Raw genomic sequence first — 15,591 nt, 5'->3', positions numbered from 1 at the left:
ATAATTAATATTTTTTTCTATTTAATTAAAAATATTTCATAATTTTATCTTTTTGCTTGTAATAACTAATATTTATGGTTAATATTAAAATTGAAATTAATATTTATATTAATCTAAATTAGATAAGTATAATTAATAATAATTAGTTTTCAGCGAGAGTGAATAGTGTAAGCACTTAACCATTATTAATTAGAAGCTCCTAATTTAACAATTTTAATCATTAATTAAGCGCATTTACTTTGTAAGTGAATTAGGATGGTACCGCGTTAAAAAACGTTCCTATTTTGATAGGAATTTTTATTATTTTGAGGAGAAATTATTATGTTAATAAAATGAACAACAGATAAAGTTAGAACAACTTGATTAAATTTTTTTAAAAGTTATGATCATCACATTTTAGAAAGTGCATCACTTGTTCCAAATGATGATCCTTCATTATTGTGGATTAATTCTGGAGTTGCTACATTAAAACCATATTTTGATGGACGACAAACCCCAATTGCTAAAAGATTAGCAAATTCACAAAAAGCAATTAGAACTAATGATATTGAAAATATTGGTATTACAGCAAGACATCAAACTTTTTTTGAAATGTTAGGTAATTTTTCAATTGGTGATTATTTTAAAAAAGAAGCTATTATTTGAGGATGAGAATTTTTAACTAGTAAAAAATGATTAAATTTAGATGCTAATTTATTATATGTAACAGTTTTTAATGAAGATGAAGAAACATATAATTTATGATTAAATATTATTAAATTACCAAAAGAACGTATTATTAAAGGTACAAGATCTACTAACTTTTGAGATATGGGTCAAGGTCCTTGTGGTCCTAATACTGAAATTTATTATGATCGTGGTATTAAATATGATCCTAAAAATATTGGTATTAAATTATTAAAAGATGATATTGAAAATGATCGTTATATTGAAATTTGAAATATTGTTTTTTCACAATTTAATAATGATGGCAAAAATAATTATACTGATTTACCAAGAAAAAATATTGATACTGGTGCAGGATTAGAAAGACTAGTAGCAATTTTACAAGATGTGCCAACTAACTTTGATACTGATTTATTTCAAAATATTATTCATGAATGTGAAAAATTGACAAATTTTCGTTATGATATTAATAATTATTTTACACAAGAGATTAAGCAAAAAACTATTAATACTGCATTTAAAATTATTGCTGATCATATTCGTTGCTTAGTTTTTGCAATTAGTGATGGTGTTTTTCCTAGTAATAAAGATCGTGGTTATGTATTACGAAGATTGATTAGAAGAGCTGTTGTATATGGACAAAAACTTAATATTAATGAACCATTTTTGTTTAAGTTAGTTTCAATTATTATAAAAGTTATGGGTCAACATTATCAAGAATTACATGAAAAAGTCGATTTAGTAACTAATATTATTAAAAGCGAAGAATTAAAATTTTGAACAACATTAATAACAGGAAAACAATTATTATTACAAGTTATTAGTGATAATAAAAAAGTAGATGCAACTGCGGCTTTTAAATTATTTGATACCTATGGTTATCCTATTGAATTAACATTAGAGATTGCAAATGAAGAAAATGCTACTGTTGATTTAAAAGGTTTTCAAAAGTTATTGGATAACAGTAAAGATAATACAAGAAAAGTAAGAATTAATCATCAAGCATTAACAATTCAATCTTCATTACTAACTAATTTAAAAGTTCCTTCAACCTTTGTTGGTTATGATAAAGAACAAATAAATACAAATATTGTTTTTATGTTTAAATCAGAGCATGAGGTAAAATTTTTAAAAAATGAAAAAGGTTATTTAATTTTAAATGAAACACCTTTTTATGCAGAAAAGGGGGGACAAGCATCTGATGATGGCATTATCACAGGAGAAAATGGAACGGCCTCTGTTATTGATGTACAACAAGGACCACAAAAACAGCATATTCATCAAGTGGAAGTAAAAGGTGAATTAACACAAACAGAAATTGTTGAAGCACAAATTAATAGTTCACATCGTTTTTATACAAGAAAAAATCATTCAGGAACTCATTTATTACATGCTGCTTTAAGAAAATTATTAGGTTTACATGTTATGCAATCTGGAAGTTTTAATAATTATCAATATTTACGATTAGATTTTAGTCATTATCAAATGTTAACTTTAGAACAAATTATAAGTATAGAACAACAAGTAAGTAAATGAATTAAAGGTAAATATCCTTGTGAAATTATTTATTGTACATATGAAGAAGCAATCAAAATTGGAGCTTTAGCTTTTTTTGGTGAAAAATATGAAGAAAAAGTTCGAGTAATTAAGTTTGGTAATTTTTCAATTGAACTTTGTGGGGGTACTCATTGTTATAATTCACAAGAAGTAGAACAATTATTAATAACTAATGTTGAGTCAAAAGGATCTGGTTCTTATCGAATTCATGCTTTAACATCATTAAAAACTATTAATGAATACTTAACACAACAAATAATGATGATTAAAGAACAAAGCAATAGTTTATTTATTCAATATCAAAAAAATAAAGATAATTGTATGCAAGAAGAAATTGAAAAAATATATGATACTATTAATAATTTAAAAGTGGTAGCTGCTGATTGAAGAAAAGGAAAAATGTTATTACTAGAATTACATGGTTTATTTAAAAAATGACAAATTAATTTTGAAGAATTAAATCGTCAGAAGATAGTGAAAAAATATTTAACTTTAGTTCCAAAAAATGAAAATAATTATAAATTATTAATTGCAAATTTTGAAAATTTAGATATTAAAACATTAAGAGAAATAATTGAACATTATCGTAATCAATATCAAAATATTATTATTATTTTTATTAATAAAATTAATAATCAAGAATATTTAGTATTAGTTGCTTCAAGTAAAGAATTGCATAATAATAAACAGTATCAAAGTAATAATATTTTACAAAAAATATTAAAAACATATAATGGTAAGGGTGGTGGTAGCCCAATCTTAGCGCAAGGGAAGATTGATAAGTTTATTACAGAAAAAGAAATTAATAAAATTATATATTAGACTTGGTGCAAAACCTTTAATTTTAATAATTTAACGGTTATTATTAATATCAAAGGTGATAATTATTATGTTAAAAAAATACAAAGATGAACAAGAATTTTATAGTTTAGTGGGAATAAAACTACAAACATTTCAAAAAATGGTTGAAATTTTAAAAAAAGCTGAAGCAATTAAAAAAGCAGTTGGTGGTAAACCTAATAAATTATCAATAGAAAATCGTTTATTAATGACATTAGAATACTGAAAAGAGTATAGTAGTTATAGAGTTATTGCAAAAAGATATAATATTAGTCATACTAGCTGCATTCGTAATATTTTTTGAATTGAAAATACTTTAATAAAAAGTGGAATTTTTAATTTATCTGGCAAAAAAGATTTAATCAAAAATAAAGGAATCAATAATACTTTACTAGCTATTGATGCTACTGAAACTCCAATTGAAAGAATTAAAAAAAACTAAAATTACTTTTTTCGGGTAAAAACAAACATCATACTCTTAAATCGCAAATAATTATTGATATTTTAAATGGAAAAATATTTCAACCGCTTTTTGTTTTGGAAGCATTCATGATTTTAAATTACTTTTAAAATCTAAAACTTTTATTCATCCAGAAAAACAAGTTTTTGTTGATTCAGGTTATCAAGGAATACAAAATATTCATAAAAATACATTTTTGCCATTTAAAAAAAGTAAATACAATAAATTAATACCAATTCAAAAAGAATACAATAAAACTTTGCACCAAGTCTATTAAACTTAATACTTATATGTATTAATTTATATAAATATTATAATATACAATAATATATGTTCAACGTCAATAATTTTTTACAATCATATATAACATTATTATAGTAATTGCAGAATCTTTTATAATTTCTTATTGATGAAATATAGGAAAATAGTAGTGATAATAATTTTGAAAAAAATATATTTTTTTAATTAATAACTTGTATTTTTTCTAAAATTTAATAAAATAACTAAGTGTAAACTAAATATTGGTTTTTTAACTCATTATTTTAATTTAAAAAATAAATGAGTTTTTATTATATTTAATAAATAAAAAACATAAAAAATACAATAGGTGTATTGGAAATACTCTATTGTTTAGACCAATAAAATAGATTTCAAATGTCCATCTTAAGTATAGAGGAGATAAATATTATGGCATATAACAAACAATCTGATTTATCACATATTAATGGTGGTTTGCCTTCAACTTCATCAAATAATTCAAAAGATGAAGAAAGATTAAAAAAAGAGATTTATGGTCAATTGTTTAGAAGTGAAATTTTACATCAAATTTATGAACTATGCGAATCCTCTCAACAAGAAGATTATGAATCTGCTTTAAAAATATTATCTAAAAAATGCAAGATGAGTCAAGAAAATGCAAAAGATTTATTAGAAAAGATTACTAAAATATTACAATCATCAAGGTTAACAATTAATTTTGATTTTTCAAAAATATACGATATTAATAATAAATGACCAGAGGTTTTAAATTGTTTTGCTTATAAGAAAAAACCAAATGAAATTTCTAACTATAATGTAGGTCGAGCAAGTGTAGAGGAAGTTGCATTTTATCTAAATCAATTATTTGATAATAGTAAATATGAAAAATTTGGACGTTTTTCAACCCCTACTGGTGATCAAACAAAAAGAAGTGCTAATTTTCAGTGAACAAGTAGACCTTGCTATGCGGCATTAGATTTTTTGGAAAATCCTATGGGTGGAGCTTCTATGTATGGAAAATCTTTTATTATACTAAAAGATTATGTAAAACATAATTGTACATATAGTCCTTATGATACGTATTCACGACCTACGTTCACTCGTGGGAAATTAAAAGATAAAATATCTACTTTTTTACACTTCCCAAGATTGATAAGATATTGTCAAAATGATTTATTTGGATATAATTGTTTAGAAAGTTTAATTAATAAAGCTAATGGAAAAAATTTTGTTCCTCATAGTAATTATGGTAAAAGTGAAGGAAATTATATAGAGGCTCATGTTTATTCTAGAATCTTATTTGCACGTGATATAAAACAAATTTGTTTATCAAAATTGGAATTTGATAGTCATCCACCTAATAAACAAAAACAAATATTAGAAAAAATAAATGAAATAAATTCACGTCTAGGAACTTCATTTATTATATTCATAACTGAAGAAGAATATAAAATAAAACAAGAAGAAAGACATTTAGAAGATAAATTATCATTAAAACAAGAAAAAATAACAAAATTAAAAAGTGATATTGTCAAGCTAGAGAAAAAAAAGATAAATCGAATTTTAAATTTTATTATTAAAATTTTTAGTTTTGGATGTATTAATAAAAATAAAGAAATAAAAGAAATAATAAATGCTAAAAATATTGAAATTAAAAATTTGTTATTAGAGATAAAAAATAATGAAACACCAAATTCACCATTAATTTCAAGGGAAACTATGCCATTATTACAAGATCAAAGAGTAACTGATGAAAAAAAATTTGATAAACAATCAGCAAATGATGAAGAATTAAATAATCCCTTTTTAAACAGTTGTTCAAATTCACAACAAAATCTTCTTTAATAAAATATATATTGAACCATTTTAATAACTATACTGATATTATTATTTTTCTATTTTTTTTAATTAAATATGGTAAAGTTAAATCATAAAAATTATATATCATAGTTAGTATTAGTTACTATTAAAATTTCTAATTTTTATTTACACTCTTTTATTGTAAAACAATAAAAATAATTTAGTAACAATCTAGTTTATTAATTATAATTTTTATTTATAAGTATTAAAAGAGAATGTCATTCAATTGAAATGTATGTTTAAGTAGTCCTATTTTACTTATTAAAAGTAAAGCAGGACTTTTATAATTAAAAGGGGGAAAAATGAAAACAAAAAACAATTCAGAACAAACACCTTTATTAAATAAAAATAACAATAATTACAATGCAATCAAAAGTCAAGATCAACCATCAACAAGTCAAGAACATGTTAATGGATATCATCAAGAAAATTTAGAAGTTAGAAATAAAGACAAGCCACTTGCCACTTGCCACTTAGCCCTTTTTACTAGACCATTAATTTAAAAAACCTGAATGTATTCTAAAAACAATTGTGTTATATAATTAACACTAATTTTAACCTGAAAGGATTTTTATTAATGGATAAAATTAAACAAATAGCATTAGTAATTAACAAATTAAATATCAAAGAAAAAATTAAAATTATTGATGATTGTAAAAATCAATATTCAATTAGAAACCTATGTCAATATCTTCAATTAAACAGATCAACATATTACTTTTTAAAAAATAAACAAAAACCTATTAAAAAAGAAGAAAATCATATTATTAAATGCAATCATAAATATCAAAAAATATGCCAACTTTTAATCGAATTTCATTCTACAAGAAAAGGCAGAATTTATGGATATTTAAGAATTTTTTCAGCTTTTAAAGAGTGATTAAAACAAGAAAAAAATATCATTTTAAATATAGAATTATCAATAAAACAAATGCGAAAAATTATGAAAGAACACAATATTCAAGGATTAAAACAAACTAAAAATAACTATCCTAAAAACAAAAAAAATCCAAATAAGTGAATACCTACAATGGATAAAGTAAACAAAGATTATAAAAGTACAACCTCTTCAAATCAAATTTGATCAATGGACACTAAACAAATAAATACTAAAGAAGGATGATTATATCTTTTTGTAATTATTGATTTTTATTCAAATAATGTTGTTAGTTATAATATTGCTCCTAATAAATCATATCAGGATTTAATTCTTCCTGCTCTTGAAAAAATCAACAAACAATTTTCTTGAAATCAAATAAAAAATGTTATTTTACATTCAGATAACGCCAACGAATTTTATTGTCACGATATCACAAAATGAGCAGAGGATAAACAAATAATTTTAAGCAAAAAACAACCTTATGATATTGGTGGTAATGTATTATCTGAAAACTGATTTTCTCATTTATCTCAAGAATGACTACCTAAAGGATCAAATCAATATTTATCCATCAATGAAGCTATAAATGATGTAAATCAATATGTTATGTTTTATAATTATGAAAGAATACATTCTAAATTTCTAAAACCACCAATTTTACAAATTAAAATTTAGAATTTTATATCAAAAATGGTCCAGTAATTAAGGGCCAACCACCGTAACAAAATTAGTTAAAATTGCACCATCAATCATTTTTGGTAATCTTTTAATTGCTAATGCTGTTAATGCAGAACCTAATGATTCACCCATTAATAAAATTTTTTTATTAGGATAACGTTCATTCAAAACTGTTATAATATCTTTAATATCATTAATAGTTGTTCCTAAAGTATGATATTTTCATTTTTCATTTTCTCCTCAACCTCGTTGATCAAAACTTAAAAATGAAATACCATGTTTAGTAAAAAACTTAGCAGCTGTTTTAAAGTCTGTTAAAGAGGCACCCATACCATGAATACCAATAATAATATATTTACTATTATCAACAGATTTAAATTTAGTATGTAAAAAATAGTTATCCCTAGTGATGATTCCCTCGTTACTTCATTGTGGAAAATGAGGATTCAGTTCTCAGTGATAATCAATATGGAAAATTTGATAAATTCTATATAAAATATAAAGTATTATTAACATAGCTAAAACTACGATAAGTATTGCTCATCAATAATGTTGCCAAAAATTATCCATAATAAATGATACCCTCCAATAATATATAAATACTTATTAATATTTTATCAAATTAATTTTATTTTTATTAAAACAAAACCTTAAATGGTTTTGTTTTAATAAAAATATTTATTTCTTAGTGACTTCAGCAATTAATTGACCAACCGTTACTTGTTCATCATCTTTTACTACTTGCTTTACAACATAACCTTCCATTGTTTCATTAGTGAAAACAATTGGTGTTGTTACTTTTTTACCTTTATTCTTAACTTCTTGTAAATTAGCAACTACCATTACTTCTGATTTTTTAATTGGTTTACCTTGTTCAACTTTAATATCAAAGCCCTTACCAGCTAATTCAACAGTATCAATACCAATATGAACTAAACATTCAATACCTGTATTTACATCTTTAATACCATAAGCATGTCCTGTATTAAATACTGTTGCTAATTTTCCATCAAATGGTGATACAAATTCAACTCCATCTTTACCTTTATATTCAGGAATAATAGCAAAACCAGTCCCTAACATTTCCTGAGCAAATACTGGATCTTCAACTTTACTAAGGTTAATAACTTTACCAGTAACTGGTGCATAAATTAATAAAGGTAATTGTTTTTTTTTCTTGAAAAACATATGTCGATTCTCCTCAAAATTATGTAAATTAGATGTTTATAATTTTAACATTAAATAATGTAACTTTAAAAATAAATAATATTTTTATTTTTTTGATAAAAATTTTTCTACTAATGATTTAACTTCTTCATTGGTTTCACATTGTAATGCTTTTGATGCTAATATTTCTGTATCCTTTTTATTTAAAGTACTAATAATTTTTCTAGTTTCTAAAACACTAGATGCAGACATTGAAAATTCATCTAGCCCTAGACCAACTAGTAGTGGAACAGCAATTTTATCACCAGCCATTTCACCACACATGGCAACAGGACGATTATATTTATGTCCACCATCAATTGTCATCTTAATCAAACGTAAAATTGATGGATGATATGGTTGATATAAATAAGACACTTTTTCTGACATACGATCAGCGGCTAAACTATATTGAATTAAATCATTAGTTCCAATTGAAAAGAAATCCGCATATTTAGCAAATATTTCTGCATTAACTGCTGCTGCTGGAATTTCAATCATCATTCCAACTTGAATATCATCACTAACTTTAACTTTTTCTTTAATTAATTCTTTTTTGCAAGTTTCATATAATGATTTAGCTGCTTTAAATTCTTCAACAGTAGCAATCATTGGAAACATAATAGCTAATTTACCAAAAGCTGAAGCACGAATTAAAGCACGTAACTGAGTTTTAAAAATATCTTTACGATCTAAACACAAACGAATGGCACGATAACCAAGGAAAGGATTCATTTCTTTTGGTAAATCTAAATATGATAATTCTTTATCACCACCAATATCTAAAGTTCTAATAACAACTTTATGTTTAGTAGCAGACAATACTTTTTTATATTCTTCAAATTGAATATCTTCACTTGGAAAATCACTACTTTCCATATAAAGAAATTCACTTCTAAAAAGTCCTACTCCTTGTGCATCATATTCAATTGCTTTAATCATATCTTTAGGTGAACCAATATTTGCTTCTAACTTTACTTCATGATTATCACTGGTTTTAGTTAATTTACCTTTAAATACTAATAATTCTTTTTGTTCTTCAATTCATGCGTTTTGTTTAGCAACTCATTTATTTTTTTCACTACTATTTAAATCAATTTCAATTTCACCAGTATTACCATCTAATACACAAAATTGATTATTTTTTACTTTTGTAGTAACATTTTTTAACCCAAGAACTGCTGGAATACCAAGACTACGAGCCATAATTGCTGCATGAGAAGTTCTACCACCAATATCACATAAAAATCCTTTAACAAACTTAGGATTCAATTGACTTGTTTCTGAAGGTGTTAGATCATGACTAACAATAATTGTTTCTTCTTTAATTGCACTTAAATCAATAGTTTTAATATTTAAAATTTTACGTAAAATTCGATCACGAACATCAATAACATCAGCAGCACGTTCACGAAAATAATCATCATCCATTGCTTGCAATGTTGCAATTGCTTTATTAGCAGTACTTTCTAAAGCATTAGCAGCATTATATTTTTCTTCTTTAATTAACTTTTCAGTATCTTCAATTAATACTGGATCAGTTGTTACTAAAAAATGAGCTTCAAAAACAGCGGCTTTTTCTTCACCCAAAGTTTTTGTTGTATTTTGGATGAGTTGTTTAATTTCATCACCTACTATTTTTAAGGCATCATGTAACTTTTTAACTTCTCCTTCTATTTCTTTTTCATTAATTTTTTTAGGATTAGTTTTGATAGTTTCATGTTTTAAGATTAATGCTTTGGCTAGAGCAATGCCATTACTAGCACCAATACCTTTCATTTTTAACATTATATATATTTCACTCCTTATAAAATATGTTTATTAATAGTCTACTAAATTATAATAAAAAAAATGAAATATTGTATAAAATATTTATTATAATTTAAACTTTTTATAAATAAAAATGATTTTAATATTTTTAAATATGGTGGTTGGCCCTTAATTACTGGACCATTTTTGATATAAAATTCTAAATTTTAATTTGTAAAATTGGTGGTTTTAGAAATTTAGAATGTATTCTTTCATAATTATAAAACATAACATATTGATTTACATCATTTATAGCTTCATTGATGGATAAATATTGATTTGATCCTTTAGGTAGTCATTCTTGAGATAAATGAGAAAATCAGTTTTCAGATAATACATTACCACCAATATCATAAGGTTGTTTTTTGCTTAAAATTATTTGTTTATCCTCTGCTCATTTTGTGATATCGTGACAATAAAATTCGTTGGCGTTATCTGAATGTAAAATAACATTTTTTATTTGATTTCAAGAAAATTGTTTGTTGATTTTTTCAAGAGCAGGAAGAATTAAATCCTGATATGATTTATTAGGAGCAATATTATAACTAACAACATTATTTGAATAAAAATCAATAATTACAAAAAGATATAATCATCCTTCTTTAGTATTTATTTGTTTAGTGTCCATTGATCAAATTTGATTTGAAGAGGTTGTACTTTTATAATCTTTGTTTACTTTATCCATTGTAGGTATTCACTTATTTGGATTTTTTTTGTTTTTAGGATAGTTATTTTTAGTTTGTTTTAATCCTTGAATATTGTGTTCTTTCATAATTTTTCGCATTTGTTTTATTGATAATTCTATATTTAAAATGATATTTTTTTCTTGTTTTAATCACTCTTTAAAAGCTGAAAAAATTCTTAAATATCCATAAATTCTGCCTTTTCTTGTAGAATGAAATTCGATTAAAAGTTGGCATATTTTTTGATATTTATGATTGCATTTAATAATATGATTTTCTTCTTTTTTAATAGGTTTTTGTTTATTTTTAAAAAGTAATATGTTGATCTGTTTAATTGAAGATATTGACATAGGTTTCTAATTGAATATTGATTTTTACAATCATCAATAATTTTAATTTTTTCTTTGATATTTAATTTGTTAATTACTAATGCTATTTGTTTAATTTTATCCATTAATAAAAATCCTTTCAGGTTAAAATTAGTGTTAATTATATAACACAATTGTTTTTAGAATACATTCAGGTTTTTTAAATTAATGGTCTAGTAAAAAGGGCTAAGTGGCAAGTGGCAAGTGGCGTCTTTGGTTAATATTCCATATATCAATTCCTAACTTTTTACTAAATAACAAAGAATTAATAGAACCTAATACTGGGTCTTTTAAATATTGACCATAATAAGCACTAATTCCTACCATAGCACTTAAAGGACTTAATCCAGTTCTTAATATTTTAGTCAAAGTATAATTACTAGTTTGTTCTAACTCATTAGGCATAAATAAAACTCCTTACTTTATATACTAATAAGGAGCTTGTATATGAATTATAATCTAATCCATTGGGGCTTAACGAAAAATATATAATCCATATATAAGCCCCTTATTTAATTTTTAATTTATACATTAGACTTGGTGCAAAACTAAGGTAATTCAAAATTATATATTTCTGCTATTAAATTAAATCTTAATGCAAATCTTCGTATTTTATTGCGATATTTTAAAGTTAAAATTTTAAAACGTTTTAGTTTAGCAAATACGTGTTCAATTTTAATTCTAATTTTGCTTAAAGTTTTATTGTATTCTTTTTGAATTGGTATTAATTTATTTTATTTACTTTTTTTAAATGGCAAAAATGTATTTTTATGAATATTTTGTATTCCTTGATAACCTGAATCAAAAAAAACTTGTTTTTCTGGATGAATAAAAGTTTTAGATTTTAAAAGTAATTTAAAATCATGAATGCTTCCAAAACAAAAAGCGGTTGAAATAATTTTTCCATTTAAAATATCAATAATTATTTGCGATTTAAGAGTATGATGTTTGTTTTTACCCGAAAAAAGTAATTTTAGTTTTTTTTTAATTCTTTCAATTGGAGTTTCAGTAGCATCAATAGCTAGTAAAGTATTATTGATTCCTTTATTTTTGATTAAATCTTTTTTGCCAGATAAATTAAAAATTCCACTTTTTATTAAAGTATTTTCAATTCAAAAAATATTACGAATGCAGCTAGTATGACTAATATTATATCTTTTTGCAATAACTCTATAACTACTATACTCTTTTCAGTATTCTAATGTCATTAATAAACGATTTTCTATTGATAATTTATTAGGTTTACCACCAACTGCTTTTTTAATTGCTTCAGCTTTTTTTAAAATTTCAACCATTTTTTGAAATGTTTGTAGTTTTATTCCCACTAAACTATAAAATTCTTGTTCATACTTTGTATTTTTTTAACATAATAATTATCACCTTTGATATTAATAATAACCGTTAAATTATTAAAATTAAAGGTTTTGCACCAAGTCTATTATTATTTTCATTCAGTAATATCTACAATAGTAGCGGATAAATCTAATTTTAAATCATAATAATTACCAACTTTAAAACTAAGTTTATGTAAATATTGTGTAAAATCATTAACTACTAACGGGTTATATCATTTATCGCGTACTTTACCGGTAGGTATATTAGTTTGTTTATTAATTTCTAAAAAAGTTAAAACATCAAATTTCAAATTTTGACCATGATTATTTTTATTTGGTATCATTCTATTTTTATCAATATTAACCAATTGAACTTTAAACATAAAAATTGCCAACCCTTTCTATAATTTTAAAAATAGATTAAATTGGCAAACAATTATAAATAATTAAATTAAAAATACAAAACTATAAAATTAATTTAATAAATAAAAAGTTCTTAATATTAATATTTAACTATTTCTTCCACGAAATTGTTAACCAATTTAAATAAGTTAAACATTAACTTAAAAACTAATTTCAAATTAATATAAACTTATACTAAAAATATAAGAACCTGTTTAAAATCTTTTAGAGAATAGGATAAAATGATTATATATTTTAAAATAAGAGGTATATATGTGTAAAAATTATCCTAGTAATGTTAGCAAAGAGCAATTTGAAAATATAAAATCAATTTTAGAAAATAGCAAAAAGAAAACAAAACCAAGAAGTTTAGATTTATATGAAGTATTTTGTGCAGTTTTATATGTATTAAAAAGTGGTTGCCAGTGAAGAATGTTACCAAAAAATTTTCCAAAATGACAAATTGTATATTATTATTTTCAAGCTTGAAGTAAAAATAATGATAAAGAACCTAGTGTATTACAATTAGTTTTAAAAAAAATTAGTCAAGGCATTTCGTATCAATAATGGTAGAAAAGAACAAACTAGTTTTTGTATAATTGATTCACAAAGTGTTAAAAATACAGATACTACTAAAAATAAAGTTTATGATGCTGGTAAAAAGATTTCACGAATAAAGCGTCATATTGCTGTTGATTCTCAAGGTTTACCACATGCAATTTACATAACCACAGCAGAAAAAACAGATCGTAATAGTGCTATAATAATGATTGAAAATGAAAAAGAGAATCTTTCTGCAGTTCAAAAAATACTAGTAGATGCTGGTTATACTAGTGAAAAATTTGCTTCTAAAATTAAAACAATTATAAATGCAAATGTTGAAGTTATAAAACGTAATGAATTACATTCTTTTGTAGTATTACCAAAAAGATGAGTTGTAGAACGAAGTTTTGCATGATTAGAAAAATGCAGAAGATTATGAAAAAATTGTGAAAAAAAGAGGCTTTTATGTAATCTGTGTATCTTTGTTTTACAAAGTACTAGTTTAGATTAATTCTATCTTCAAATTTTATCATAAAATGAGCAATTGCTGTATTTCAATTTTGAATGGGCATTGTTCATTTTTTTGTTATATTTTCAATTGCTAAGTAAAATATTTTGAAAACTGCCATATCATTTGGAAAAACTTTTTTATTTCTGATGACTTTTCGTAATTGACTATTTACAGATTCAATAGCATTTGTAGTATAAATCACTCTTTTGATTTCTACTGGATAACTAATAAAAACCATTAAATTATCTCAATTTTTATATCAAGATTTAGCAATTTGAGGATATTGTTTATTTCATTTACTTTCAAACGATTCTAAAGCCTGCATTGCTTGTTCTTCACTACATGCAGTATAAATTGGTTTTAAATCTGCAACTAGAGATTTTCTATGCTTATATGAGACATATTTCAAACTATTTCTAATTTGATGAACTATGCATAATTGATGTTCTGTTTTAAGATAAACTGATTGTATTGCTTCTGACATGCCTGTTAAATTATCACTGCAGGCAATAAGAATATCATTTAAGCCACGATTTTTCATTTCTGTTAAATTTGCTAATCAAAATTTAGCACCTTCATTTTCACTAATTCATAAACCTAAAACATCTTTTTTACCTTCTAAATCAACTCCTAAAGCTATATAAACTGATTTATTAATAATCCTTTTATCTTGTCGTACTTTCACTACTATGCAATCAAAATAAACAATCGGATAGACACTTTCTAATGGTCGATTTTGCCATGCTTTTACATCATCAATAACATCATCAGTAATTTGGCTAATAACACTTTCACTAATATCAGCACCATGATATAACTCTTGCAACTGCATTCTAATGTCAGATAATGTCATACCTTTTGCATATAAAGAAAGAACTTGTTGATCAAAACCATCAAATCTTCTTTGTCTTTTTGCAACTATTACAGGATTAAAATTACTATTGCGATCTCGTGGTACATCAATCTCAATTTTACCTTGTTGAGTTATTAATTTTTTTGAACTTATACCATTACGAGCATTGTCACTATTACTATGTTGATTCTTATCATATCCTAAATAATTTTGCATCTCAGAATTCAACATTTTTTCTACTAATCTTTTTGTTAATTCTTTATACAATCCTTTCTCTTTAAAAACTGTTGTTAAATCTTCAGTATTTTCTAATAATAAATCTACTGCTTTTGATATTGGATCATTATTATTAATATTTTGCTTTTTAGCCATCTGTAACTCACTCTTTCTAGTCATTTAATTATATTTACTAGAATTAATTAAACATAGTTATTTTTGTAAGTTACACAGATTACTAAACATTACCGAAAAAAAATTAAATACTAGCTTACAAATGGTTGTTCTTGCCTTTATTTCAATTTTATTGAAAAGATTTTAAACAGGTTCTAACATAATTAATAATATTTTCAACAAATATAAAAAATAAGTAAGCATTCTAAGCTTCGTGGAAGAACAACTTAAAATACTTACTACAATTAAAGTATAACAAAACAACAAAAAAATACAAATATTAAAAAAACTAA

13 protein-coding genes and 1 pseudogene are annotated in these 15,591 nt (G+C 23.8%); 6 read left to right on the top strand and 8 right to left on the bottom strand.

The window, feature by feature from the left end; all coding sequences use genetic code 4:
- The first annotated feature begins 321 nt into the window (after positions 1–321).
- The 5 genes from alaS to AAHM96_RS04335 all read left to right on the top strand — a co-directional run bounded on the left by alaS (position 322) and on the right by AAHM96_RS04335 (position 7,196).
- The gene (gene alaS, locus AAHM96_RS04355; RefSeq protein WP_342272765.1) at positions 322–3,045 is read left to right on the top strand and encodes an alanine--tRNA ligase; all 2,724 of its coding nucleotides are present in this window, start codon (positions 322–324) and stop codon (positions 3,043–3,045) included.
- A 67-nt stretch (positions 3,046–3,112) separates the two neighbouring features.
- A complete protein-coding gene (locus tag AAHM96_RS04350) occupies positions 3,113–3,505 on the top strand; it encodes a transposase family protein (RefSeq protein ID WP_342272745.1) in 393 nt (130 codons plus the stop codon).
- Between the two features lie 705 nt (positions 3,506–4,210).
- Complete coding sequence (locus tag AAHM96_RS04345) at positions 4,211–5,626, top strand: DUF3626 domain-containing protein (RefSeq protein ID WP_342272764.1); 1,416 nt, start codon at positions 4,211–4,213, stop codon at positions 5,624–5,626.
- 317 nt (positions 5,627–5,943) lie between these two features.
- Positions 5,944–6,144: a hypothetical protein gene (locus tag AAHM96_RS04340; RefSeq protein WP_342272763.1), complete on the top strand. Its 201-nt coding sequence runs from the start codon at positions 5,944–5,946 to the stop codon at positions 6,142–6,144.
- Between the two features lie 74 nt (positions 6,145–6,218).
- Positions 6,219–7,196, top strand: coding sequence for an IS3 family transposase (locus AAHM96_RS04335; protein WP_342272762.1), 978 nt, complete (start codon positions 6,219–6,221; stop codon positions 7,194–7,196).
- A 27-nt stretch (positions 7,197–7,223) separates the two neighbouring features.
- Here AAHM96_RS04335 and AAHM96_RS04330 read toward each other — a convergent pair whose 3' ends face one another.
- The 7 genes and pseudogenes from AAHM96_RS04330 to AAHM96_RS04300 all read right to left on the bottom strand — a co-directional run bounded on the left by AAHM96_RS04330 (position 7,224) and on the right by AAHM96_RS04300 (position 12,982).
- A complete protein-coding gene (locus AAHM96_RS04330) occupies positions 7,224–7,769 on the bottom strand; it encodes an alpha/beta hydrolase (RefSeq protein ID WP_342272761.1) in 546 nt (181 codons plus the stop codon).
- 108 nt (positions 7,770–7,877) lie between these two features.
- On the bottom strand, positions 7,878–8,387 hold the full coding sequence (locus tag AAHM96_RS04325) for a PTS glucose transporter subunit IIA (RefSeq protein ID WP_338975419.1): 510 nt from the start codon (positions 8,385–8,387) through the stop codon (positions 7,878–7,880).
- 84 nt (positions 8,388–8,471) lie between these two features.
- Complete coding sequence (ptsP, locus tag AAHM96_RS04320; RefSeq protein ID WP_425288781.1) at positions 8,472–10,196, bottom strand: phosphoenolpyruvate--protein phosphotransferase; 1,725 nt, start codon at positions 10,194–10,196, stop codon at positions 8,472–8,474.
- Between the two features lie 178 nt (positions 10,197–10,374).
- The gene (locus AAHM96_RS04315) at positions 10,375–11,247 is read right to left on the bottom strand and encodes a DDE-type integrase/transposase/recombinase (RefSeq protein ID WP_342272759.1); all 873 of its coding nucleotides are present in this window, start codon (positions 11,245–11,247) and stop codon (positions 10,375–10,377) included.
- 204 nt (positions 11,248–11,451) lie between these two features.
- Entirely contained in the window at positions 11,452–11,670 is a 219-nt protein-coding gene (locus AAHM96_RS04310; protein ID WP_342272758.1) for a hypothetical protein, read from the bottom strand.
- Between the two features lie 143 nt (positions 11,671–11,813).
- A pseudogene (locus AAHM96_RS04305) lies at positions 11,814–12,473 on the bottom strand (IS5 family transposase).
- Between the two features lie 233 nt (positions 12,474–12,706).
- Positions 12,707–12,982, bottom strand: coding sequence for a hypothetical protein (locus tag AAHM96_RS04300; RefSeq protein ID WP_342272757.1), 276 nt, complete (start codon positions 12,980–12,982; stop codon positions 12,707–12,709).
- 292 nt (positions 12,983–13,274) lie between these two features.
- On the opposite strand from AAHM96_RS04300, the gene AAHM96_RS04295 reads away from it, so the two are divergent.
- A protein-coding gene (locus AAHM96_RS04295; protein ID WP_425288740.1) for an IS5 family transposase occupies positions 13,275–14,055 on the top strand; the annotation gives its coding sequence in 2 pieces (ribosomal slippage) (positions 13,275–13,544 and positions 13,546–14,055; 780 coding nt in all).
- On the opposite strand, the gene AAHM96_RS04290 is transcribed toward AAHM96_RS04295, so the two are convergent.
- Positions 14,042–15,280 (bottom strand): IS256 family transposase, encoded by a 1,239-nt coding sequence (locus AAHM96_RS04290; protein ID WP_342273672.1) that lies wholly within the window; start codon positions 15,278–15,280, stop codon positions 14,042–14,044. The two genes, AAHM96_RS04295 and AAHM96_RS04290, sit on opposite strands and share 14 nt — an antisense overlap.
- Positions 15,281–15,591 lie beyond the last annotated feature (311 nt).

The organism is Spiroplasma endosymbiont of Acasis viretata, from assembly GCF_964031275.1.
In the GTDB taxonomy this organism is placed as follows: domain Bacteria; phylum Bacillota_I; class Bacilli_A; order Mycoplasmatales; family VBWQ01; genus Spiroplasma_E; species Spiroplasma_E ixodetis_A.
This window is presented reverse-complemented; position numbering and strand designations above follow the sequence as displayed.